Source organism: Cognatishimia sp. F0-27 (genome assembly GCF_020667845.1).
Taxonomy (GTDB): domain Bacteria; phylum Pseudomonadota; class Alphaproteobacteria; order Rhodobacterales; family Rhodobacteraceae; genus JAFMPQ01.
On sequence record NZ_JAFMPQ010000027.1, the window covers coordinates 49,418 to 72,078 of the forward strand.

The following is a 22,661-nucleotide window of genomic DNA, read 5'->3' on the forward strand; positions in this document are numbered from 1 at the left end:
ACTGTCGATTACATATCGCCGTGGATCATGTCCGCAGAAATCTCAGCGCCTGCATTCTCGGTGAACCAGCGTGCCGCACCCGGATGCCAAGGCATGACCGTGTTGCGGTCCCAGAACTCGGGCAGCGTGGAGCGTGCCGCGCGGTGCGACGTCACCATACGCTCGTTGTCAGACATCACCGCGTCGACCGCCGCGTAAACGAAGCTCTCCGGCAAGTCGCAATTCGCGATGGCGAAGTTCCACATCGAAACGGAGCGTGCCGGCGCTTCGAGCGTCGTGTAGCTGTCGGCTGCGATTTCAAACGGTGCCACCGGGAAGGCTGCCGTGATCTTGGCCTGCTCTTCTTCGGTGAACTCGATGATATTCACGTCAACCTGCGCTTCGAGCTGGCTGACTGCGGGCACCGGAACACCCGCTGCGAAGGCGATGACGTCCAGAAGACCGTCCTGAAGCTGGCCGCCCAGATCCGACCAGCCGCCGTTGCGACGTTCGAAATCGACACCGAGCTCTTCCATCATGCGCGGGAAATAGGTGTCAGAGGTCGAACCGGCCGGGCCGAACCCGATCCGTGCCCCTGCGGGGATCTCGGCAACTGACGTGATGCCCGAGGACGACAGCGCCGTAATCGAGAACGGCGTCTGATACATCGGGAACATCGCGCACGCATTGGTCATCGGAAGACCGGGCGCAATCGGGTTGCCACCGGCAATCGATTCCGCGGCCGGACCCATGGTTGTCATGCCGAAAGGCAGATCGCCCGTGTGCACCAACGCCATGTTCTGCATCGGACCACCGGTCACTTCCGCGCCGCCGCTCACACCGAGTTCCTCAGCGACGATCCCAGCCCAGCCGGAACCATAGCCAAAATAGGTTCCACCCTGGGAACCCGTGCCAACGGTGAAGCTCTGCGGCCAGCCCGTCCGATCAACATGACCGTCCGCATAAACCGCCGTCACGCTCAGCGACGTGGCGGCAGCAACCGTTACAATCTTGATGAAGCTCATTATTCATTTCCTCCCTAGGTCATTTATCCGGTGATCCGCCCATTTGAGCGCGGTATCCCGGCACACCCTTCCCGGGTTGCGATACAGGGAGTTATAAGCGTCCGCCCGCCCACCTCAAGCTGCAAACAGAGCTGTGCAGCGCTAACAGAACACATTTCCTGCGTTGGATCTGCGATGGTGGCCTCGTCATGCGCCCCGACTGCGACAAGCCGTTGCCTGAGCCGCAGGGCGGTCCTGCCAGCGTTGCGCGACACGGGTCACATGGCCACGTCCTAAAAGTCTCAAACGTTGGATCGCGGCAATCCTGTCCCACGATCACAAAAAAACCCCGCCTCAAAAGGCGGGGTCTTTGGCTTGACGGGAAGCCGGCTCAGAGCTTTTCGAGCACGCTGTCCAGTGCCTGACGCGCCTCGTCTTTCGACTTGCCAAGCTTTTCCTGCATCAGACCTTCGAGCTGTTCACGATTGCCCTTGGCCTGCTCGATCTCGTCATCGGTGAGCACGCCATAGGCCTCCTGAATACGGCCTTTAATCTGGGTCCAGTTGCCTTCGATGCGGTCGTTGTCCATGTCGATCTCCTTTCGATCTGTCTGAAGAGAGAACGCAGGCCACCAACCGAAGTTCCATGAATTATGCCGTCAGACCATGTCTTCCGTGATCAAGGGGATGGGCTGGCCCTCCTCGGCATGCACAGCTGTATCGTGCGGGACGAGAAATCCGGTCCGGTTTTGCGGCAAGCGTCGATGATTTCGCAGAATCTCCGCATGCCAGACTGGCTGCATCGCCGCAGGATCCAACCACGCACCGGTTGGCGGACCATGCCACCACCAATGTGAAAACAGCGTGTTGCGCAGAAGTTCGATACGCCCGGGATCAGTGATCGCGAGGCCGGCCTCGGTGTCCCAGCGCAACGATCGCCCGTTGAGATTGGCGGAGCCCACCACGGCAAAATCCGCGTCACGCACCAGAACCTTGTTATGGACATAGATGATGGGGGATCCAGCATGGGTCGCGTTCCCGTCGGCCGGTGCCATGACGGGCTGGACCGGTGCGGCAATAGTTCCGCGCTCTCCAAATCCCTGCTTGATGATTGCGAGCGCTTCGTTTTCAAGCGCCAGCCCGAAGCGTGTTTCAAGCCCGATATCGTCAAACCGGTCCTCGAAAGCCGCGTCATCGGGAAGCGCGGGCAACACCATGATCAACCTCACATCCGGGTTTTCATGCGCCGCCTCGGCAAGCGCGTTCGCGATGCGTTTGGACCGCATGTACTGGGTCTCGATGTAGATCAGGTTCCGCGCATCCCGGATGGCATCGAGGTGAGCCCGCTCAATCTCGTTCACGATGGTCAGCGGCGACAGGAACGGCGCCTTGAACCGGCGGTTGGTCGACATGGTTCGGCGCAACTGCCGGGTTACGGGAGGCTTTTCCCGGCGGCGCACCACGGCCTCGAAGGACGCCAGATGCGCCTTGGCTTCCGCAATGACCGGGTCGTTGCGCACAATGACCTGCACATCCGACCACGTTTCCGTGGCTGGCCGATCATGAGCACGGGTGTCAAATCTGCGATCGTTCAGGTCGAGCCCCCCGATATACAGGGTATCGTCGTCGATGACCGCCAGTTTCTGATGATGGGTCACGGTGTGCAGGGCGGGCATGGCGCTCTTCAGCCCGGGCGCATGAGCCCGCGCTGCTTTCGTCAGGGCGCGCTTTTTCGCCCATGCGCGGCGCAGCGTTTCGGGCAGAAATGCCAGCCACGGGATTGCGCCGGGCGTCGCCGGATGGAGCGCTGCGCGAATATTCACCCGGTCGCGGTCCGCGCCGGTGGCCTCTCGGAGCGCCGCAACCTGTTTGACGGTGGACCACGTCAGTTCGTGCAATTCGGTACCGTAGACAGGGTCGAAATCGCTGATCGCCAAATTGATCGTTACCCCTCGGTCCACCACATGCGCCAGCAAATCGAACCATGTCTCGCCGATCTCGCGGGCTTCGTCAGACACCAGTGTCGTGCGCAGATCAAAGATGCGAAACCCTCCAGTGACGGAGACTTTCGCCGCAAGCACCGCCCGTTCGAAAGCTGCAAATGCGCGATCCCCGGATACGAAGACTTCAAAATCAGCGGGAGCCGGCATCATCGGTCTCGTCGCCTTTGGGCATTTCGAGATTGGCATCCGGATCGAAACCAAAAACCTTGAACCGCAACAGCCGCGTGTAGCGTGTGTCGCTCTCGTGCGTTGACGCCTCACCCCCAAGCTGGCGCGAAAAAGCGAGCATCAGCGTCGTCCCCAATTTTCCGCCCCCCGTGTCATCGCCTGGCTTCTCCGGCTGAGATGAGACAACCGGCGTCCCGATCGAATTCTCGATCTTGACGGTCATGTTACCTTCTTTGTCGCAATCAAGCACCATCGAGATGAACGCTTTTCCGTCGACATCGCGACCGACATATTTCAACGCGTTGGTCAGCGCCTCAGCCACCCACATGGACAGCGGGACGGCCTGATCAGGATAGAGCGCCACGGAAGCAAGGTCTTTTTCGATTGTCAGATCACCCATCGACAGGAACGCAACACTGTCCGAAGCGACGGCGTTGATGAGATCGCGCGCATTCACCTGAGTGCTGTCAGCTTCGGCATAGAGCGACTGATGAAGCATTGCGAGGCCGCGGACACGGCGTTGCAGACTGCTCAACACTCCCCGCGTTTCCGCGCTCACCGCGCTGCGCGCTTGCAGGTTCATGATCGACGCAATCATCTGCAGGTTGTTCTTGACCCGATGGTGCACCTCGCGAAGCAACACCTCCTTGTCCTTCAGGTCCCGCACCCGTTGCGCGTCGGCTTCCGTGACGATCAGTGTCATGCGATTGAACGCCCGTTGTGCATCCTGAAACTCATCCGGGGCGCCATCGAGCACGAGATCGGGACCATCGCGCTGGCCCAAGGCGAATTGCCGCATGGCGGACCGCAGTGCCGCCAGATGTCTGATCACCATACGGTTAAGGCCCAGATACGCCACGATCATGCCGGTTGCCCACATCAGAAGCGCAAAGACGACAGGCATCGCGGCATTGAGCCATGAGCCGTTGTCCACGAGCGCCTCTTGCGGCCAGCTGCCGACAACGAGATAGCTATCTGCAACAGAGGCGGTCACGGCGAAGAGCCTGAGCTCCCCCGATTGATCCGTGCTCACAAATGTCTGGCCCGAAAGGGCGCTCAACCCCTCGAAGCCCAGATTGGCAGGCAGGGAGACCGCCTGTTCGACATCGGGCGCAGAAACAAGAAACGGCTCTCCCGACCGCGTCACCGCAGTCAGGATCAGGTCACGCTCCCCCTCTGATGCCGGATGGGTCTGCTGCGGCAGCAGCACCGTCATGAAGCCCAAAATCCCGGTTTGGTCCCTGACAGGCACATGCACGCCAAGAACCAACCGTCCACCACTTTGGTGTAAGGACACATCGACTGTGCCGCGCGCCACGCGGTCCTGCATCGCCTCCGCGTCTTGATCAATCAGCGCCTGAGCATCCCCGCTGTTGCAGGAAGCGGACCCTTCAACGGAGATGAACGCTGCGTAATCGTATTGCGGGCTGTTCCGGATAAAATTGCGCATTGCGCGCCGACAGGAGTCCAGATCCATGCCATGCACCATGGCACCCAACCCTGAACTCGCACCAATGGCACGCTGCACGAGGTTGCGTTGATCCGAGGCCGCAGCAATCGTGAGTTTCGAAAGCGTTTCACGATTGACCGTGCGGGCATCATCCACAACGCGCAGCGTTTGCAGCGACGCAATGATCCCGAGAGGGAGAAGTGCCAGCGTCATCAGCAGAATCAGCCTGACGCGAAGTCCGCCAAACCGTCTGAGTGACATCAGGCGATGCTCTGGTTCACTGTCACGATGCCCTGGGTAACAACTTCTGTCACCTCCATGGGGCTTTCTTCGGACACGTCCATAAGCTCGGCCAGACGCGCGCGCCCGCGGTTCACGCGACTCTTGATCGTCCCGATGGCCACGCCGCAGGTTTCCGCGGCTTCCTCATAGGAAAACCCGCCAGCCCCCACGAGCACCAGCGCTTCACGTTGTTCCTCGGGAAGGGTCCCGAAGGCTTGGGAGAAATCGCGCATCTGTAGACGCCCGTCATGATCCGGCTTCTGGGCAAGACCGGCGGACATATCGCCGTCCTTGTCCTCCACCTCGCGGCGACGCTTGCGATGGTGCGAATAGTAGGTGTTGCGCAAAATCGTGAAAAGCCACGCGCGCATGTTGGTGCCGGGCTGGAACTTCTCGATATTCGTCCAGGCTTTTTCGAGCGCGTCCTGCACCATGTCGTCAGCAAGCGCGGAGTTGCGCGTCAGACTCATGGCAAAAGCGCGCATCGACCCGAGATGTTCGACGATCTCGTCACGAGGATCATTTGTCATGCGCAGGCTCCGACGTCGCATTCCCGGACTGCTGCGACCGCAGCCGATCCAGCAATTCGGTGAAGCGCGAGGGCAACTCCTGATTGGCGATATCCTCGTAGGCGCGCTTGAGCTGCTTGTCGATCTCTTGCTCGACGCCTTGTGACTGACTGAGACGGCTCATGGCTGACTGTTTCCCAAATTAAAAACCACACTGTGTTGGGAACTGAATGCGCTCGAGCGGCATTAGTTCCATGATCAACAAAAAATTATGGGAGTGACGACAAATGTCGCAGCCGACCGAGAGCCTACTTGCAGACCAAATCGGGTCTAGCCTGCCATATCTGAGGCGGTATGCGCGCGCGCTGACCGGCAGCCAGAAAAGCGGCGATGCCTATGCAACCACGACGCTCGAAGCCATCCTCGTTGACCCGTCGCAATTCGCCGGTGGCGTGGACCCCAAGGTTGCGCTCTTCGCCACGTTCCACAAGATCTGGTCGACAAGTGGCGCGCAACTGGCTGGTGAGGAAACCGATTTGCGGGCCAAGGCTCAACAGCATCTGGCGTCGCTGACCGCAGGCACCCGAGAGGTCCTGCTCTTGCACACTCTGGAGGATTTCACCGTCGAGGAAGTCGGCCAGATCGTTGACAAATCCCCGACGGAGGTCGAGGAGTTGTTGTCGATTGCCTATGCGGAAATGGGCAAGTCCGTCACCGGCTCGATCATGGTTATTGAGGATGAGGCCATCATTGCCTTTGATCTTGAAGGGATCTGCTCCGAATTGGGTCACAAGGTGACCGGGATTGCCCGAACCGAGAGCGAAGCCATCGATCTTTTCAAGACGGCGCGCCCGGACCTGATCCTGTCGGACATTCAGCTGGCTGATGGCTCCAGCGGCATCGACGCGGTCAATCGCATAATCGCGGATGCGGGTGATATCCCTGTGATCTTCATCACGGCGTTCCCGGAACGCTTGCTGACAGGCGAAGGGCCGGAGCCGGCGTTCCTGATTTCGAAGCCCTATAGTGAAGCGCATATTCGTTCCGCGGTCAGCCAGGCCATGTTCTTTGCAAGCTCCGCGGTACTCAAGACCAGCTGATTGCACTCAGTTTTCGATGCCAAAAAAATGCCCCCGCAGCGCTTGCTGCGGGGGCATTTTTTTTCTTGTGCGACGTGGCTTTACGAAGACTTCGCCAAAGCGCGCAGCATCCACGCGGCTTTTTCATGGAAGGCGCTCCGCTCGGTCGCCAGATCCTCTGTAACGGGATCCTTACGATCTTCGACGATCTCCACGACCGCATGCAGGCGATGGGCAAGACGCTCATGGTCGCTTGCAAGATCGTTGATCATGTCTTCAGCCGACAGTTCACCGGTCTTGTCGTCGATCGCCGACCGCTTGAGCACATCCGACATCGAGGAGGGCGCCAGATGACCAAGCGCGCGGATGCGCTCCGCCAGCTCGTCTGCTGCCTGGAACATGTCTTCGTAATGCTCCTCGGTCAGGTTATGCACCGAGTAGAACAGAGGACCTTCCACATTCCAGTGGTAGGCGTGTGTCTTGAACACAAGGCGGTATGTGTCGGACAGAACGTCAGCCAGCGCGTCAGCAATGACAGCGGTGTCGCGGACGCCTGTTGAAACTTCGTCAGAGCTCGGGATCACATTCAGGGCGTTGGACATGTCGGTGTCTCCTTTCATTTCCTTTTCTTGGAGGGCTAACGTGTCAGGCGACATCGCGGTTCCGAGAAAACTCGGAAAGTCGCCTCGGAACATGCCCGACCGCCTGATAATCGACCGGTATTGTCAGAAGCGTCGCACCTTCGGCGCTGCGTGATGCGCTCAGCGCCTCCGCCAGCATGTCCAACCGTTCGACATGCGCATAGCTCCAGCCAAAAGCCGTTGCCAGACTCGCCCATACCGGATTGCCAAAAGGAAAGTCAGGGCCGCCCGTCCCTTGGTGTGCGTCAATCAATCCAAGACCGCCATCGACCCAGACAAGCACGGTCAGTCGAAGGCCAAGCCGTGTGATGGATTCCATTTCCTGAACATTCATCATCACATCGCCATCACCGCATACGGCAAGCACGTGGCCATCCGGGTTGAGCCGCGCCGCGGCAAGCGCACCGGGCAGCGCAAGCCCCATCCCGGCCAAGCCATTGGGGACGATCAATTGACCCGGTGCTTGCGGCAGAACGTGCCGCGCGACCCAAAGCTTATGTGCTCCGACACCGGACAAGACCGTGTCCTCTGGTGCAAGCCCGTCAGAGATCACACGACAGATATCCGGCGGCGCTACCGCCCCGGCATCCACCTCTGTAATCTGGGCGGACAGGGCAGATTGCATGCCTGCACGCGCCTCCTGGGTGGCGCTGTGTTCCTGCCATACACGACCTTCCAGACGGATACGCAAATCGGAAAGCGTATGCGCGAGACCGCCGATCACCTCCACGGCGATGGAGAGGCCGGTATCAGCGCGCGGCGGCTCTGAATCGATGACGCAAACCCGCGTGTGATCACTGCCGAGCAGCTTGGTCGGAGGATACTCAACCGCATCGAAACCAACCAGAACGATAAGATCCGAGGCCGCGAGGGCGAGGTCGATCCAGTCGTCCTCCCCCTGCCCTACAGTATAGAGCGTTTGGGGATGCTCCGGCGGCAGAAGCCCGCTTGCCATGAAGGTTGTGGCCACAGGAATAGCCGTCGCCTCGGCAAAGCGCTGCAAGGGTTCCACTGCGTCATCGCGAAAAACGCCGGCACCGGCGACAATAATCGGGTTCTGCGCCGCCGCGATTGCGTCTGCGGCTTTGGCGAGCGCGCCAAGTTCGGCACGGCCGACCGACACCTCCCGGTTTGGCAGAACCTGTGCATCCGTCCGCATGTCTGCCACATCCTCCGGCAGACACAGATGAACGGCGCCCGGCCTACCAGACCGGCTTTGCCGGACCGCTTCGGAGAAGCTTGCCGGGATGTCATCTGCCGACAACAGTGTGCGGCTGAATTTCGTAACCGGCTGGAACAGCGCTTCGAGATCTATCATCTGGTGACTCAGACGCCCCAATCGGCGCCTCGCTCCTTGCCCGGTAATGGCGATCAGCGGCACGTGATCAAGCTGCGCATCCGCAACGCCGGTCACGAGATTGGTCGCCCCTGGCCCGAGTGTCGACAGGCAGACGCCCGGCGTTCGGGTCAGGCGCGCATGAACTGACGCCATGAAGGCCGCACCTTGTTCATGGCGGCATAAAACGAAGTCTATCGTGGATGCGTCGAGCGCCACCATCAGAGCCGTCGTCTCTTCTCCGGGCACGCCAAAAACAACCGTGACGCCGGCATTTTCAAGGCAAGCGACCAAAAGATCGGCGCCTGTTCGTTCTGTTCGGTCACCCATCACAGCACCCCCTGCGCGGTAATTGCGCTGGCAAGCCTGCGGTAAGCGGCGACATTGGCGCCGCGGGCATAATTCACGCCGCCGCTGCGCTGACCATCTTCGGACACGCGGGCATGAATGTCGGCCATGATGCCTTTCAACGCCGTGTCGACTTCGTCTGCGCTCATGAAGCGGCGTTGGCTCATCTGGCTCATTTCAAGACCGCTGACGGCAACGCCCCCCGCGTTGGCGGCTTTGCCGGGTGCGTAGGTCACGCTGTGTTTCCTCAACACGCGCAACCCGTCTGCCGTGGTGGGCATATTCGCGCCTTCGGCGAGCAGGGTCACGCCATTGTCGACAAGGGCCTGCGCCTGATCCGCGTCAATCTCGTTTTGCGTGGCACAGGGCAGCGCGATATCCGCGGGGTATTCCCACGGCGTGGCGCCTTCCGCAAACTCGGCGTCGATGCGGTTCGGCAAGGGCCCCAGCGACTCCCCGGCGGACTTGCGTTCGGCAACCCAATCGAGCGCGTCTCGGCTCAGACCGTCCGCTGCGTGGATCGTCCCGGCGGTGTCTGACAAGGCAATGACCTTTGCACCGAGAGCCATCGCCTTGGCAGCCGCATGGCGCGCCACGTTGCCTTTCCCGGAAATTGCGATGCGCTTGTCTTCCAAGGCTTCGCCCATCCGTTCAAGCATCGCTTGCAGGAAGTAAATCAGACCATAGCCTGTCGCTTCGGTGCGCACCGCTGAACCGCCATAGCTCAAGCCCTTGCCGGTGAGCGCGCCCTGATACAGGCCGGCTTGCTGCGCCCAAGCACCAAATAGATTGCCGATCTCTTCCGTGCCGACATTGATGTCGCCGGCCGGAACATCCTTGTCCGGTCCGATAAATGGAGCGAGCGCGCGCATGAAGGCTTGGCAGAAGCGCATGATCTCCGACCTGGACCGGCCGCGTGGATCAAAATCCGCTCCGCCTTTGGCACCTCCCAGAGGCAACCCTGTCAGCGCATTCTTGAAGCATTGCTCGAACGCAAGAAACCGCAGATCGTCAAGGGTCACGCCGGGGTGAAACCGCAAGCCACCCTTGTAGGGACCAATGACATTCGACCCCTGGACGCGCCAACCGCGGTTGATCTGCACCGCGCCATCATCGTCTTCCCAGGTCACGCGAAAGCTGATGACACGATCAGGTTCGGCCAACCGGTTGAGAACCCGCGCTGCTGTCCAATCCGCATTGTTCTTTTCAACAGTCATGACGTCCGTCGCGACTTCGCGGATGGCTTGAATGAAATTCGGGAGGGCATGGTCCGCTTGCGGAAGGGAAGAGAGGAATTGCTCTGTGAGCGCCGAGCTACGATCCATTTTATGGTCCTTGTATTCAGAAATGAAAACGCTGAAGCCCGTTTCCGGACTCCAGCCTGAAGAAGAAAGAAACGCGTGGGTCAGCGTCCGCGGGCAAATCGCATGACCAGCGTCACGACAAACAAGACCAGGAAGAGAATGAACAAGATCTGCGCGATCCCGGCAGACGTTGTTGCGATACCGCCGAACCCGAAGACCCCTGCCACGAGTGCGACGATCAGAAAGACAATTGACCAGTAGAGCATAACGTTTCCTTTCATCTGACATCTGCGCAGACAACGTGAGCGCGCGGCCAAGGTTCCGATTTGTTTTTTTCGGAACCATTGGCGGAAGCATCCGTTGTCTTTTCAAATGCACCCAAAAGGAGACAGCCAGTGTCACAGCATGAAAACCTGCATGAGACGTCGATCCAGAACGGCCGTGGCTCGGTCACCGACCGTGCAAAGGAAGCGCTTTCAGACGCGACTGACGCCGCGCGTCAGCAAACCGAAACTCTGCGTGCCAGCGTGAAAGATACCTGGGAAGACGGGTCCGAACAGCTGAGTGCAGCTGCGTCCCAAACCGCCAATCACATGCGAGACAATGCGCAGATGGCGACAGACCTTGTGCGCCGCAACCCCGGGCTCGCGATGGTTGGCGCTCTTGGTCTCGGCGTGCTGGTCGGGTTGGCCGTGTCGCGTCGCAGCTAACGTCAAAGCAGACCGAGAAAGGTCAGGCATCGATCCAGATCCTGGGTCGAGAAGGGGCGGGTCATTGCGATAACCCGCCCTTCCGGCATCGTCGCAGATGCATCGATCAAGATCAAACGGTGACCTGCGCGTACGAGGCGTTCTGTTAAATCCGGCATCCCTTCGGCGGAATGACTGATCCCGAGTATGATAAGGTGAATATCGTCACGACCCTCGATAACCCTTACCGCCTCCTCGACAGTCTCCACCACCGGCAGCGTTGGCAATCCGTGGGACGCGAGGTGATCGAGAATATCGAAAGCCTCAACGAAATTGTTGCTGAGAAGCAAGCATGGGTGGTCCGGGTCGGGCTGGTGTCGCACGAGACATCTTTCGCGGTTCAAAAAGCATCAAATGACACATCGCGCGCCCGCGCGAATTAAACTGTGACATAGTAGGCTGAGAAAAATGGTAACGAGCTGTAGCAATTGTCCACTCCGCAAGCTTGACGCGTTCAAGGATATATCGGGGGCCGAACTGACGTTCATGGATCGGTTCAAGACCGGAGAGCTGGAAGCTCAGCCCGGAACGGAAATAATGGCACAGGGACAATCGTCGACCCATTTATTCACCTGCCTGAGGGGCATGGGGCTACGGTACAAGACGTTCGAGAACGGGCATCGCCAAGTCATAGGCTTCGTGATGCCTGGCGATTTCATTGGACTGCAGGCCGGCGTGATGTCCGAAATGGAGCACTCCGTCGAGGCCTCCACCCAAATGGCATTGTGTACGTTCAACCGGTCTGATCTGTGGACCCTGTTCAAGTCACATCCTTCCCTGGCCTATGACCTGACACGAATAGCCGCGCTAGAGGAGGTCTTCCTTGGTGAAGCGCTTTCGGTGGTCGGTCAGCTTGATGCGCATGCCAAGGTTGCGTGGGCGCTCCAGCGGTTCTTTACCCGGCTTCAAGCGGTGGGGATGGGTGGCGACAATCATGTACCGCTGCCATACCGACAACAGGACCTCGCCGACGCGCTTGGACTGTCCTTGGTGCACACGAATAAAACACTCGCGCGGTTGCGTGAGGCGCAGGTAGCGACCTGGGTTGGCAGCCGACTGACAGTCCACGATCCCGATGAACTGGCAAAGATGGCGCATATTGATCTTGCCACGGTCCGAAAGCGTCCCTTGATCTAGCAAAAGCGTGGCGAGGCGTGTTCCTGCTTGTCGCTTGGCACGCGGGGGAACGACACTTCCCGGTGCCTGCGCTAATGACCATGGGACGAAACTCAGCAATCCAAAACCACGCGGACCGCCACTTTGCCGCTGTCTGACAATCGCCCAAAGAGACGCCGCAACCGACCAAATCGGTTGCGACCTTCAATTGCTTGTTCAGCGAGGGTCTATCGACGAGGGCGCCGCCTCCAAAGGATCAAACGCCACGCACTTCGGACGCGCTTTTCAGGACACGATCATCATCGTCCTGCTCAATCAGATAGGCGGGCTCGTCGTCACTTGCATGCCGCTTAACGGTGTTACCCTTTATCGTCTTGGACACGTCGTTTTTGTAAATCTGTTTGATGGTTCCAGAAGCGGTGCCAGTGCCCCAATCCCACGCGACCTTGTCTCCAACTTTGAGTGTCATGAGCCACTCCGATTGTCGCGCAGCGCTTCGATCAAGGCATCTTTTGTCATGTCAGACCGTCCATCGATCTCGAGTTCCTGCGCGCGCTCATAGAGGTCCTCACGCGTCCATTCCTCATAAGGGCTGGCCTTTCCGCCCTTTTTCGAAGGCGACATGGTGTCATTGGCTTTTGCGTTGGCAATCCGCGCGGCCGACTCCTTGTCATATCCATCATCGCGTAATGCATCATATGTATCCCGGTCCTTGATGCTCGGGTTGCCGCTTTGTGCCATGAGTTTCTCCTTCACTATATGGCGCCCAACGCGCATTTCCGACGGGAGTTCCAATACAGGTGATCCGAACGTGGTTATTTCGGAACCGTTCATGATGAAGTGCGTTGTCAAATGACACTTTATCCGTTCCGCAGGAGATCACATGACAACGCCAAGACGAGATCAACTTGAAGAAGGGTTGGCAGAGCACGAAAAAGAAGCGCAGGCCGTTGAAGAGGCGGCAATGTTGTCGCCCCGGTTGATCTATGAAGCCGTCCGCCGGAACGGAGAGGAAGAACTCGAGCGGCCGAACTCTGCACTTTGGTTCTCGGGAATAGCAGCTGGAATTCTGATATCATTCTCTGTTCTTGGAGAAGCATTCCTGCGCTCTTCCCTGCCCGACACGGACTCGCGCTATGTGTTCGAGAACATGGGGTATAGCTTTGGTTTCTTGCTTGTGATCCTCGGTCGGTTGCAGCTCTTTACCGAAAACACCATTACGACCGTGGCGCCGATCCTCATCAGCCCGTCCAAACGAGGTCTGATCCGCATGCTATCGCTTTGGCTCATTGTCATGGCCGCCAACCTGATCGGCGCATTTCTTGTCGCGATGTTTCTGGCGTATGCCCCTGTGCTCTCGTCTGAGGTGGCAGTATCGATGGCTGAACTCAGCGCCCATGCCACGGGTATGCCCCCATTGGAAGGTTTTATGCGCGGCATCCCCGCGGGTATCCTGATTGCGGCTCTTGTCTGGATGTTGCCCACGACTAAGGGCAGCGAAGTCATCCTGATTTTTCTGTTCACCTGGTTGATCGCATTGGGCGATTTTACCCATATTGTGGCAGGATCCGTTGAGATGGCTTTTCTTCTGGTTCAATTCGAAATTGGGGCGACGCAAGCGATATTCGGATTTTTCCTGCCGGTTCTTGCTGGAAACGTGGTAGGCGGAACGGTGATCTTCACATTGCTGGTTTGGGCTCAAATCCAGCCAGAAGTTGAACCGGAACACCATCGGTAACCGGCAACCCCTTGTTGGAGGAGACCTGACGGATTTCATATCTGTCTTTGGGGTTCTGTGCCTAAGAATGCGTGCAGATCCTCGCCTTCATGGACGCCACAGTGATCGTTTGAAAACTGCCCTTTGCACGAACGCTAAGACAGTGCGAGTGAGCTTGACCCATTTCGCTTAGACGCAAAGCAAGTTTGTGGCCCTGCCGAATTCTCGTTCGGCAGGGCCATATATTTATAACGAGGCTTGGTGACATTGACATGTGCGAAAGCCTGCAAATGCAGGCTTGCAATGCGCAAGGTGGCACAGCATGATCAAACGAGTGTGGAATGACGGGCTATTGATGCGGCTTGCACTCGGTACGAACCCATCATGATCCCCAATCCAGATATTGGACCTAGCCGGAAAGCGCCGCCAATCACCCCTGAATTCAACTCAACGCAGCGGCAAGGATTATCGGGTATAAATTCAGATCGATGACAAATCACTGATCGCTTGGGGTTGGAGCACTCGGGTTGTCACGAGCAATACCAGTCACAAAAAAATCCGCCGCAAATTGCGGCGGATTGATGATCACCGACGGTCAGGACCGTCTTTCGCGAGGGTGGATTTTGGCACATTATCATCGTGCATCCGCTCCTCGGTTTTCTTCTTGCTACGCAGCGCAAATACAATAACAGCGCCAGCGGTCATCAAGAACAGAATGGGTATAAGCGACATATCCATGAGTATCTCCTAGCTCTGATCAGCGGCCCCAGCCGCAGTTTCTGGCAGATCGTTTTCGGGTGCCTGAGACGAAAAGATCACGAAAGCGCCAACCGCCAGAACAACAATGGCAATCCCCGCCAAGGGTCCTTTGTGGCGGCGTTTTTGTTTTTCGATGTTCACGTCGGGAGCCGACATGGCTGTCTCCTTCTTGGTTTCAGAGTATCAACCACAGCAAGGCCCAGCTTGTTCCAAACAAACTTTTGGAGCCACACTCGTTTTAAAATTGCCTCTTTAAATCAATAATTTACCCAACTGCCTCGTCGGGACAGGCTCATATCTGGGGCTATGGCACAGACGTGCGCAACCATGCAGGCAGAAGCTTGCCGGGGAACAATGCATGGCTCGGCGCGTTGCGTAGAAACACGAAAAGACCCTGCAGTCTTGCGAGGGTCGAAAGCTGAACCTTTGCAATCATGGGGAGGGCAAAATGCTACGGTCCTTTAACGCGCTAATCGGACGTCAATTCGACGTCAATGAACAAGCTACCGCGACATTCTCCGACCTCTGGTTCGACAACCAGACAGGCAAAATATTGCATTTGGTCGCTGACCTCGGCGGGTGGCTGCAATCGGACCATGTGCTAATCTCGCCAGAGCGCGTGGCCCGCTGTCCTTCTGATTCCGCAGATGGTCTTTTGCGCCTCTCTGCAACGGATATCGACTCTGCGCCACGCTGGCCTGACACACGGACCACCGCTTTTTCGAGTTGGCCGCCGGTGATCGTCGGGCCCTTCGGGTCCGTCTTTTCCGCCCCGCTGGCGGTGGCGCAACTGCAGTCTGCCTCAGGCGCGGGCTATCCCACCGAGGTCAACACCGCCGCGCCCGCAATCACCGCCCAATTGACCAGCGTGAAGGATCTTCTCGAAACGCCGGTCTTTGCCCGTGACGCGGAGCTTGGCACCGTGACGGATATCGGTATTGAAACGGACAACTGGCACGTCAGCAGCCTGCATGTTCTGAGCGAAGCACCCGCTGATCCGGTGGTCGTGCCCTGGGCCAGAGTGCGCCACTGCGGTGAGAAGAGCGGCCACATCGTCATTGCGGGCCTGCAGGATGATCATGCGCACACGCCAAAGAGCGTTGCGTGACCCTGCACAGCATGCCCGCATTTCCCCAGACGTCGGAACAATTCGCGACCTGGACGGTTCTATTCATCGAAACGCCGACGCGTACAGTTTTTCAAAGAGGACCAAGTCATGACCGTAAGATCAAACACTTCAGAGCTGTCCGAGACTCTCGCAGATGCAGGGAACTCTGCCGCGTCTTCCCTGAAGGACCATGCCTCCGACCAACTGGATGACGTCAAGGAGGCGGCGTCCGATCATATCGATGCCGCAGCCAGAGCAGCCGATGCTGCGCGGGAAGAGCTCCCACAATCTGCCGGTCTCGACCCGGTTCTTGCTAGTGTCGTCGACGGTCTCTCGGGTGTGGCGGAACACCTCAGCCAGCAGGATATCGAAGGGTTGCTTTCCGAGGCTGGAGATTTTGCACGGCGGCATCCCGCACTGTCCCTTGGCGGTGCCGCGCTCGTCGGTTTTGCCGCCGCCCGCTTCCTGAAGGCCGGCACGCCGCACAGAGCTGCTGCATCGCATGACGATCCCTGGAACGGTCATCTGGAGCAAAGCTGATGGAACATCCAAACGCACCCGGACCGACGCTAGCGGCGATAGCAGAGCATCTTCGGGGCCTGCTCCTGAGCGAGTGGGTCCTTGCGAAGACAGAGATGTCGCGCAATCTGCGCGCCGCCAAGCGTGGATTAATAATTGCAGTGTTTGGTGTAGCGATCGCGTTCAGCGCAGTTTTTGCACTCACCGCCGCACTGTTTCTCGGTCTGTCGACGGCTGGGCTCGCACCGTGGCTGGCAGCGTTGGCAACAGGCATCGTCCTCGCCCTGTTCTCCGCGCTTGCGCTTCGGATCGGGCTGTCACGCCTGTCACCAAAGACCGTTGCCCCGACCGAATCCGCAAAACACGCCGCCGAAACGCTGCGTCTCGTCACGGAGAAAACCCATGTCGCATGAAGAAATGAACCACGCCCGAAAACAGGCCGACGCCCATCGCGATGCGCTTGCCAATTCGATCACCGCATTGCTGAGCAAACCTTGGCCAGAGCAAATCGGCACAGCGGCGACCGGGCAAGTTGCCGACACAATGCGCAGCGCCGTCTCCAAAGGTGTGGATGGCGCGAGGAGGAACCCGGCGGGTCTTGCACTGGTGGGCACCGGACTCGCGATGCTTGCCTTCGGCAGGAGCAATCACGCTGCGTCTTCGCGGCACGGCGCGGCGCGGCCAGATCCCAACGCGCCGTTAACGTCAGAGGCCGACGCCCGGATTGCGCGCGCCACAGCCCATGAGCAGGCGCGCAACCGGATCAACGCCGATGCACTGAATACGGGTCCCGGGCGCGCCCGTGCATTGCGACTGAAACTTGACGCAGGCCTCGACAAGCTCTCTCCCGAAGCGCGGAAGCGCGTTCGCGAGGCGCGCTTGAAAGCCATCGATGCGCAAGAGCGCATGGAACGCAAGGCGTCTGAGTTGAAGACAAGAGCGGCCCGCTCGCATCAGGAACGCCCCTTGATGTCGCTGCTCGCCGCAGCCGGCGTGGGTGCTGTCATCGGCGCTCTTTTGCCGGGCACAAAGCGCGAGGCCGACCTGATGCAGGCGCGCCGCGATCAACTGTTCCGGGACGCCGAAGCGATCCTGCGCGACGAAGTCGCTAAGCTCGAAAGCCAGTCTAAATCCGCGATCAAAGCCGGTGTTTCCGCCGCCCGCGAGGAAATGGGTCAACAGCTTGACCGCATGACCGCGAAATCGGTGTCGCATGGGGCGTAGTCAGACAATACGGCTGTCTCTGACCAGACTGCAATCGCTCAGCATTCTTTGCCTCGGAGTGATTGCGGTCGTCGCGGCCTTGCGCGTGGGGCAGTCGATATTTGCACCGGTTCTGCTGGGTTTGACGATCGGCGTCATCCTGACGCCGATGATGCGGCTGATCGATCACGCCGGTCTGCCCAACGTCTTTGGTGCCTTATCCGCGCTGGTCATCGCGTTTGTGGTGGTCGCGATGGTAGGCCTTTGGGCTGGTCCCATCATGGTCGATCTCATCAACGCATTGCCGCGCTTGTCCAATACGGTCGGCGAGTTCGTGGCACAGCTGTCCTGGACATTGCGTGGCCTCGAACAGCTTGAAAGCGGTCTGAGCGCAAGCGGCGAAGACGCCGTGAAAGATGCCATGCCCTCGATGATCGACGCACTATGGCTTGCACCGAACATCATGGGCCAGGCGCTCATCACGGCCGGAACACTCTTTTTCTTTCTTTTGACGCGGGAGGATATTTACGCGCAGTTACGCCCGTTCGTGAAAGACCGGCTCAAAACTGCGGAACGCGCGGTATCCTACTATTTCACGACCATCTCGCTGGTGAATGCCGCGCTTGGGATCAGCGTCGCGACCGTCCTGAGCCTTCTTGGCATGGCCGATCCCATGGTGTGGGGTGCCGCGGCCTTCCTTCTGAATTTTGCCGTTTACCTCGGGCCAGCCATCATGGTTGTCGCGTTGCTGGTGGGGGGCCTTCTGGAGTTTCACGGGGCGATGGCCCTCGCGCCTCCGGCCGCGTTCCTGATCCTGAACATGATCGAGGCGCAGTTTGTCACCCCTTCGGTGGTTGGTCAGCAGCTCTCCCTGAACCCGCTGATATTGTTTCTCGCCATTGTTTTCGGTCTGTGGCTCTGGGGCCCGGTCGGCGGAATCGTGGCGTTGCCCTTGCTGGTATGGATCTGGGCACTGATCAAAGGCATCGGGTGAAGCCGCGAAAGCTCAGCCAGCGGAGCGACCATTTCCCCTCAAAGCACCGCACGGCCGCACAAATGCGGCAGCATCAGGTTGCCGTGCGGTTCACGCGGGCAATCAGCGACTCGCCGGTTTCCTTGCGCTCCGAGAAGCGATCGACGAGGTAGGGCGCGACGTCGCGCGTCAGCAGTGTGAACTTGACCAACTCCTCCATCACATCAACCATCCTGTCATAAAATGGGGACGGTTTCATGCGATCATCGTCGCCCCATTGCTGAAATGCCTTCGGAACCGACGATTGGTTGGGAATGGTCAGGCATCGCATCCAACGCCCGAGAATCCGCAATTGATTGACTGCGTTGAAGCTTTGCGAGCCGCCACAGACCTGCATGACGGCCAGGGTCTTGCCCTGCGTCGGGCGCACCGCGCCGATGGAGAGCGGAATCCAGTCGATCTGCGCCTTCATGATCCCCGTCATTGCGCCGTGCCGCTCGGGCGAACACCAGACCATGCCCTCGCTCCATGTCACGAGGTCGCGAAGCTCCTGCACCTTGGGATGCGAGGCATCGCCGTCATCTGGCAGGGGCAGTCCTGAAGGGTTGAAGCTGCGTGTCTCCGCGCCGAGACGTTCCAACACGCGCGCCGCCTCTTCTGTCATCAGCCGGCTGAAGGACCGATCTCTGAGCGAGCCATAAAGCAGCAGGATCCTCGGTGCGTGTGACGTGCGCGTTGCCGGTTCCAGCGCATCCCGACGGATGATCTCGAAATGCTCCTCGGACAGTTGGGGCGTGTCGGTCATTTCGTGCTCTCCATATGGTCTTGTGCCGCCCGTTCCAGCCGGTCGAGAGCCTCAATTAGCCGCGCACGTGGACAGGCAATGTTCAGTCTTGCAAAGCCAGCGCCCTGCGGCCCGAAAGCGATCCCCCGGGTCACCGCCCAGCGCGCCTTGTGCCTGAGGAACCGCGTCAATGCCTCCGACTCCGGTTCCAACTCCCTGAAATCGAGCCAGACGAGGAAGGTGCCCTCGGGCTCGATCATCGTCACGCCGGGTATCTGCCGAAGCCGCTCCCTGAGCAGCGCCACATTGCCCTCAAGATACGCGATCGCATCATCGAGCCATGGTCCTCCCCGCTCATATGCGGCCTCCATCGCGACCGAGGCGAAAGCGTTGTTCTTGTTGACCGTAAGGCGACTGTTTTCCGCTTTGAACGCCGCACGACGCACCGGGTCCGGCACAAGGGTAAAGGCACAGGCACAGGCGGCGATGTTGAAGCTTTTGGCCGGAGAGAGACATGTCACGGAGTTAAGGGCATCCTCGGCAGACAGGGACGCAAAAGGCGTGTAGCGATGCCCCCTGAACACGAGGTCGCCATGGATCTCGTCAGCAACCACCAGAACCCCGTTGCGCCTGCAGATATCCGCCAGCCGAGCCAATTCCGCCCGGGTCCAGACACGGCCCACGGGGTTATGCGGGTTGCACAGCAACAGCATACGCGTCCGCGGTGCACTGGCGGCGGCTTCGAGACCGTCGAAATCCATTTCGAAGCGCCCCTTCCGCAGCACCAGCGGGTTTTCGATCAGCGTTCGACCGTTCTCGGCAATGATATCGGCAAAATCAAAGAACACCGGCGGCTGGATGATGATGCCGTCGCCCTTTTCGGTGAAGAGATTTGCCGCCATCGCCAGCGCATTTAGAACATTGGGTGCCCGCAGGATATGCGCCGGATCGACCGTCCAGCCGTGTCGCGACTGCGCCCACCCCGTCAAAGCTGGCAGAAGCCCGTCCGGCACGGTCTCGTAGCCAAAGACTCCATGCGCCGCGCGTTTCTCAATCGCCTCGATAATGCAAGGGGCAACCCGAAAATCCATATCCGCAACGCCGGCTGCAAACAGACCCGCGCCATCCTCACCGAGCACGATCTTGTGATGCTTCAACGCGGGTGTCTGTGTGCGGTCGATCACGCAATCGAAATCATGCTCACCCATCAACCGCATCCATCAGCAACCACCGAAAGAACCCCGTGGCGGCAACCGCAGCGACCAGTTGCACAACCACAAATCCGGCGACATCGGCCGGGGCGATGCCGGCAAAGGTGTCGGAGAATCCGCGCGCAATCGTGACCGCCGGGTTGGCAAAACTGGTCGAGGAGGTGAACCAGTAGGCGGCCGTGATATAGAGCCCGACCGCCATGGGCACAGCCTGCGGGCGGGCCTTCAGACAGCACAGGATTGTCCCGATCAGGCCGAATGTCGCAACAAATTCACCAACCCATTGGCCGAGACCGGTTCGTGAGGTCGTGGACGGATCGACCAGCGGGTGATCAAACATCACATGCGCTGCAAGCACGCCGCAAATCCCGCCAGCAATCTGCACCACGACATAAAGCCAAGCCTCTCGCGGCAGGATTTCCCGGCGTATGGCAAAAGACAAGGTGACGGCCGGGTTGAAATGCGCTCCCGAAATCGGGCCAAAAACGGTGATCAAGACCACCAGCATCGCCCCCGTGGGGATCGTGTTGCCCAACAAAGCCACGGCCACGTTGCCGCCAGCCAAACGCTCGGCCATGATGCCTGAGCCCACGACGGTCGCCAGCAACGAAAAGCTGCCCAACCATTCGGCCATCAAACGGCGATCAAGCGTCATGTTGCGTCCTCCAGACCGGTCGACATGTCTGCTCCCTGTTCTCGTTCGGGGACCGCGTTTCTCCAACGGTTTTGGAGGGGAGGCAGGTCGGTCATCAAATCACGTCCTCGGCAATTTGAAAGAGCGCGTCTCCTCGACGCAGCTCGGCCCGGGAGCGCATCGAGAGGACCACGCCCGCCAGCTGGCTCTGAACCGTGTCGAACGGCCGGCCCGGCGTCTCGGGATGATGAATCCGCGCGACCGGTTCACCGACCGAAACCTCTGATCCGATGGTTTTCAACGGCTCAAAGACACCGGCCTCATAGGCAGGCACAAGCCCTTTGGCGTTGAGCATCCGGGTGCCTTCTGCAGGGTCCGGCGCATAGTCCGGCAGCATGCCCAGCGCATGCATTATCCTGAGCAACCCTCGCGCGCACCGTTTCAGCACATCGACCTGAACGCAGCCTCCACCGCCAAGCTCCGCCATCACGTTGATAACCCCGTTGCGATTGGCCGCGCCCATCGCCGTTCGGGCCGTGCTGGACCGCCCTCCGCCGCCGGTGAACACCCACGCATAGGGCAGATCGAAAGCCTGTGTGAGCAGGTCAAGCCCTCGGGCTTCTTCAGGCGAATGCGCCGGGCCGCGGAGAAGCGTGGGTGGGTAGATCATCGAGCTTCCGCCCGAATGCAAATCCACCGCGTAATCCGCGCGGCTGAGAATCTCGGCTTCGTGGAAATGGGCTATCATCTCGGAGGGCGTGCCGCGCGGATTGCCCGGATAAAGCCGGTTGAGATTGCCATCATCAATCGGAGACACCCGCAGCCCTGCCTCCGCAGCGGGCGCGTTGACCATGGGCAGAAGGATCAAGCGGCCCCGGATCGCATCGGCTTCGAGATCTCGCGCCAGTGACGCCACCGCGATCTGACCTTCGTATTCATCGCCATGCACGCCCGCAGACAGAACAAGCGTGGGCCCCTCGCCATTGGAAAGAACGGTGATCGGAACCGGGAGCCATCCATAGCCGGAACGGTGCGTTGAATGCGGCACCCGCAGGTAGCCTGACTGCTTGCCTTGGGCATCGAAATCAATCTCGCAGGTGATCAAGGTATTGGACATGGCACCGCACCGGACCTCATTTCGGCAAATACCGAATTAGGGAGAGTCGTAGGACATCGCTCCACACTGGTCAAGCTTCGTTAATTCGGGTAACATCGAATTATGGAACAGAACGCCGCCATTGATGCTTTTGCCGCACTTGCGCAGCCAACCCGGCTCGCAGTTTTCCGGTATCTTGTGACCCGTGCGCCCGATAGCGTTCCGGCGCTCGCAATCGCCGAAGCGCTGGCTGTCAAACCGTCAACCTTGTCGGGACATCTGGGCATTCTAAAACGCGCGGACCTTCTGCGCAGCACGCGGCGCCAGCGCGAGATCCGCTACACCGCACGCATCGAGACGATAGGCGACCTGGCCGGGTTCCTCCTGTCGGACTGTTGTGGCGGCCACTTCGATCAATGCGGGGTGGATTTTCCAATCCGGGTGAAAAAGGACACTGCCACCCCGTGATGATCGATACCGTGCAGAGCATCATCAAAGGCATGGCACGCCCTGCCTGACAGCGGGGCCGCTGCCCAATTTCAGGACAAATGCTCCAGCGGCCCGAACGCAGGACAGGAGACCATGCCCACCGCTACTCAGTCCTCAGTCCTCAGTCCTCAGTCCTCAGTCCTCAGTCCTCAGTCCTCAGTCCTCAGTCCTCAGTCCTCAGTCCTCAGTCCTCAGTCCTCA

General features: G+C 59.4%; 29 protein-coding genes. 10 read left to right on the plus strand and 19 right to left on the minus strand.

Translation table 11 applies throughout. The features are described from left to right. Window positions 1-8: 8 nt before the first annotated feature. The 6 genes from J1C49_RS14735 to J1C49_RS14760 form a co-directional block, all read right to left on the minus strand. Window positions 9-1,004, minus strand: a complete 996-nt coding sequence (locus J1C49_RS14735) for a TAXI family TRAP transporter solute-binding subunit (RefSeq protein WP_227446599.1) — start codon at window positions 1,002-1,004, stop codon at window positions 9-11. A 370-nt stretch (window positions 1,005-1,374) separates the two neighbouring features. After that, window positions 1,375-1,572: a CsbD family protein gene (locus J1C49_RS14740; RefSeq protein ID WP_227446600.1), complete on the minus strand. Its 198-nt coding sequence runs from the start codon at window positions 1,570-1,572 to the stop codon at window positions 1,375-1,377. A gap of 69 nt (window positions 1,573-1,641) precedes the next feature. Then, a complete protein-coding gene (locus J1C49_RS14745; protein ID WP_227446601.1) occupies window positions 1,642-3,135 on the minus strand; it encodes a phospholipase D-like domain-containing protein in 1,494 nt (497 codons plus the stop codon). Beyond that, window positions 3,116-4,816 (minus strand): sensor histidine kinase, encoded by a 1,701-nt coding sequence (locus J1C49_RS14750; protein WP_227446602.1) that lies wholly within the window; start codon window positions 4,814-4,816, stop codon window positions 3,116-3,118. Before J1C49_RS14750 ends, J1C49_RS14745 begins: the two co-directional genes overlap by 20 nt. Window positions 4,817-4,863: 47 nt before the next feature. Next, window positions 4,864-5,415, minus strand: a complete 552-nt coding sequence (locus J1C49_RS14755; RefSeq protein ID WP_227446603.1) for an RNA polymerase sigma factor — start codon at window positions 5,413-5,415, stop codon at window positions 4,864-4,866. Further along, on the minus strand, window positions 5,405-5,578 hold the full coding sequence (locus tag J1C49_RS14760; protein ID WP_227446604.1) for a NepR family anti-sigma factor: 174 nt from the start codon (window positions 5,576-5,578) through the stop codon (window positions 5,405-5,407). The genes J1C49_RS14755 and J1C49_RS14760 overlap by 11 nt, the downstream gene beginning before the upstream one ends. 103 nt (window positions 5,579-5,681) lie before the next feature. Here J1C49_RS14760 and J1C49_RS14765 point away from each other — a divergent pair, with 103 nt between their 5' ends. Continuing rightward, on the plus strand, window positions 5,682-6,494 hold the full coding sequence (locus tag J1C49_RS14765) for a response regulator (protein WP_227446605.1): 813 nt from the start codon (window positions 5,682-5,684) through the stop codon (window positions 6,492-6,494). A gap of 80 nt (window positions 6,495-6,574) precedes the next feature. On the opposite strand, the gene J1C49_RS14770 is transcribed toward J1C49_RS14765, so the two are convergent. From J1C49_RS14770 to J1C49_RS14785, 4 genes are all read right to left on the minus strand, one after another. After that, window positions 6,575-7,075: a Dps family protein gene (locus tag J1C49_RS14770; RefSeq protein WP_227446606.1), complete on the minus strand. Its 501-nt coding sequence runs from the start codon at window positions 7,073-7,075 to the stop codon at window positions 6,575-6,577. Window positions 7,076-7,118: 43 nt separating this feature from the next. Next, window positions 7,119-8,780: an acetolactate synthase large subunit gene (locus J1C49_RS14775; RefSeq protein WP_227446607.1), complete on the minus strand. Its 1,662-nt coding sequence runs from the start codon at window positions 8,778-8,780 to the stop codon at window positions 7,119-7,121. Then, window positions 8,780-10,123 (minus strand): NADP-specific glutamate dehydrogenase, encoded by a 1,344-nt coding sequence (gdhA, locus tag J1C49_RS14780; RefSeq protein ID WP_227446608.1) that lies wholly within the window; start codon window positions 10,121-10,123, stop codon window positions 8,780-8,782. Before gdhA ends, J1C49_RS14775 begins: the two co-directional genes overlap by 1 nt. Before the next feature lie 80 nt (window positions 10,124-10,203). Continuing rightward, on the minus strand, window positions 10,204-10,368 hold the full coding sequence (locus J1C49_RS14785) for a DUF1328 domain-containing protein (protein ID WP_227446628.1): 165 nt from the start codon (window positions 10,366-10,368) through the stop codon (window positions 10,204-10,206). A gap of 129 nt (window positions 10,369-10,497) precedes the next feature. Between J1C49_RS14785 and J1C49_RS14790 the strand changes: the two genes are divergently transcribed. Further along, complete coding sequence (locus tag J1C49_RS14790) at window positions 10,498-10,812, plus strand: YqjD family protein (RefSeq protein WP_227446609.1); 315 nt, start codon at window positions 10,498-10,500, stop codon at window positions 10,810-10,812. Between the two features lie 2 nt (window positions 10,813-10,814). Here the strand turns inward: J1C49_RS14790 and J1C49_RS14795 are convergent, their stop codons facing one another. Further along, the gene (locus J1C49_RS14795) at window positions 10,815-11,141 is read right to left on the minus strand and encodes a hypothetical protein (protein WP_227446610.1); all 327 of its coding nucleotides are present in this window, start codon (window positions 11,139-11,141) and stop codon (window positions 10,815-10,817) included. Window positions 11,142-11,259: 118 nt separating this feature from the next. Here J1C49_RS14795 and J1C49_RS14800 point away from each other — a divergent pair, with 118 nt between their 5' ends. Then, window positions 11,260-11,988, plus strand: coding sequence for a Crp/Fnr family transcriptional regulator (locus tag J1C49_RS14800; protein WP_227446611.1), 729 nt, complete (start codon window positions 11,260-11,262; stop codon window positions 11,986-11,988). A gap of 235 nt (window positions 11,989-12,223) precedes the next feature. On the opposite strand, the gene J1C49_RS14805 is transcribed toward J1C49_RS14800, so the two are convergent. Further along, window positions 12,224-12,436, minus strand: coding sequence for a DUF2945 domain-containing protein (locus J1C49_RS14805; RefSeq protein ID WP_227446612.1), 213 nt, complete (start codon window positions 12,434-12,436; stop codon window positions 12,224-12,226). Then, a complete protein-coding gene (locus J1C49_RS14810) occupies window positions 12,433-12,708 on the minus strand; it encodes a Rho termination factor (protein WP_227446629.1) in 276 nt (91 codons plus the stop codon). Before J1C49_RS14810 ends, J1C49_RS14805 begins: the two co-directional genes overlap by 4 nt. Window positions 12,709-12,850: 142 nt before the next feature. Here J1C49_RS14810 and J1C49_RS14815 point away from each other — a divergent pair, with 142 nt between their 5' ends. Continuing rightward, window positions 12,851-13,705, plus strand: a complete 855-nt coding sequence (locus J1C49_RS14815; protein ID WP_227446613.1) for a formate/nitrite transporter family protein — start codon at window positions 12,851-12,853, stop codon at window positions 13,703-13,705. 564 nt (window positions 13,706-14,269) lie between these two features. Here the strand turns inward: J1C49_RS14815 and J1C49_RS14820 are convergent. Both J1C49_RS14820 and J1C49_RS14825 read right to left on the minus strand, forming a co-directional pair. Beyond that, complete coding sequence (locus tag J1C49_RS14820; protein ID WP_227446614.1) at window positions 14,270-14,422, minus strand: hypothetical protein; 153 nt, start codon at window positions 14,420-14,422, stop codon at window positions 14,270-14,272. A gap of 9 nt (window positions 14,423-14,431) precedes the next feature. Beyond that, window positions 14,432-14,599: a hypothetical protein gene (locus J1C49_RS14825; protein WP_227446615.1), complete on the minus strand. Its 168-nt coding sequence runs from the start codon at window positions 14,597-14,599 to the stop codon at window positions 14,432-14,434. Between the two features lie 292 nt (window positions 14,600-14,891). Here J1C49_RS14825 and J1C49_RS14830 point away from each other — a divergent pair, with 292 nt between their 5' ends. The 5 genes from J1C49_RS14830 to J1C49_RS14850 all read left to right on the plus strand — a co-directional run bounded on the left by J1C49_RS14830 (window position 14,892) and on the right by J1C49_RS14850 (window position 18,267). Beyond that, the gene (locus J1C49_RS14830; protein WP_227446616.1) at window positions 14,892-15,551 is read left to right on the plus strand and encodes a PRC-barrel domain-containing protein; all 660 of its coding nucleotides are present in this window, start codon (window positions 14,892-14,894) and stop codon (window positions 15,549-15,551) included. Between the two features lie 108 nt (window positions 15,552-15,659). Next, a complete protein-coding gene (locus tag J1C49_RS14835; protein ID WP_227446617.1) occupies window positions 15,660-16,091 on the plus strand; it encodes a hypothetical protein in 432 nt (143 codons plus the stop codon). Continuing rightward, window positions 16,091-16,483: a phage holin family protein gene (locus J1C49_RS14840; protein ID WP_227446618.1), complete on the plus strand. Its 393-nt coding sequence runs from the start codon at window positions 16,091-16,093 to the stop codon at window positions 16,481-16,483. Before J1C49_RS14835 ends, J1C49_RS14840 begins: the two co-directional genes overlap by 1 nt. Then, a complete protein-coding gene (locus tag J1C49_RS14845) occupies window positions 16,473-17,294 on the plus strand; it encodes a hypothetical protein (RefSeq protein WP_227446619.1) in 822 nt (273 codons plus the stop codon). The genes J1C49_RS14840 and J1C49_RS14845 overlap by 11 nt, the downstream gene beginning before the upstream one ends. Next, entirely contained in the window at window positions 17,284-18,267 is a 984-nt protein-coding gene (locus J1C49_RS14850; protein ID WP_227446620.1) for an AI-2E family transporter, read from the plus strand. Before J1C49_RS14845 ends, J1C49_RS14850 begins: the two co-directional genes overlap by 11 nt. Window positions 18,268-18,340: 73 nt before the next feature. On the opposite strand, the gene arsH is transcribed toward J1C49_RS14850, so the two are convergent. The 4 genes from arsH to J1C49_RS14870 form a co-directional block, all read right to left on the minus strand. After that, the gene (gene arsH, locus J1C49_RS14855; protein ID WP_227446621.1) at window positions 18,341-19,051 is read right to left on the minus strand and encodes an arsenical resistance protein ArsH; all 711 of its coding nucleotides are present in this window, start codon (window positions 19,049-19,051) and stop codon (window positions 18,341-18,343) included. Beyond that, the gene (locus tag J1C49_RS14860) at window positions 19,048-20,238 is read right to left on the minus strand and encodes a MalY/PatB family protein (protein WP_227446622.1); all 1,191 of its coding nucleotides are present in this window, start codon (window positions 20,236-20,238) and stop codon (window positions 19,048-19,050) included. The genes arsH and J1C49_RS14860 overlap by 4 nt, the downstream gene beginning before the upstream one ends. Continuing rightward, a complete protein-coding gene (locus J1C49_RS14865) occupies window positions 20,231-20,896 on the minus strand; it encodes an MIP/aquaporin family protein (protein ID WP_227446623.1) in 666 nt (221 codons plus the stop codon). Before J1C49_RS14865 ends, J1C49_RS14860 begins: the two co-directional genes overlap by 8 nt. A 94-nt stretch (window positions 20,897-20,990) precedes the next feature. Then, on the minus strand, window positions 20,991-21,992 hold the full coding sequence (locus tag J1C49_RS14870; protein WP_227446624.1) for a succinylglutamate desuccinylase/aspartoacylase family protein: 1,002 nt from the start codon (window positions 21,990-21,992) through the stop codon (window positions 20,991-20,993). Window positions 21,993-22,094: 102 nt separating this feature from the next. On the opposite strand from J1C49_RS14870, the gene J1C49_RS14875 reads away from it, so the two are divergent. Further along, on the plus strand, window positions 22,095-22,439 hold the full coding sequence (locus J1C49_RS14875; RefSeq protein ID WP_227446625.1) for a helix-turn-helix transcriptional regulator: 345 nt from the start codon (window positions 22,095-22,097) through the stop codon (window positions 22,437-22,439). The last annotated feature ends 222 nt before the right edge of the window (window positions 22,440-22,661 follow it).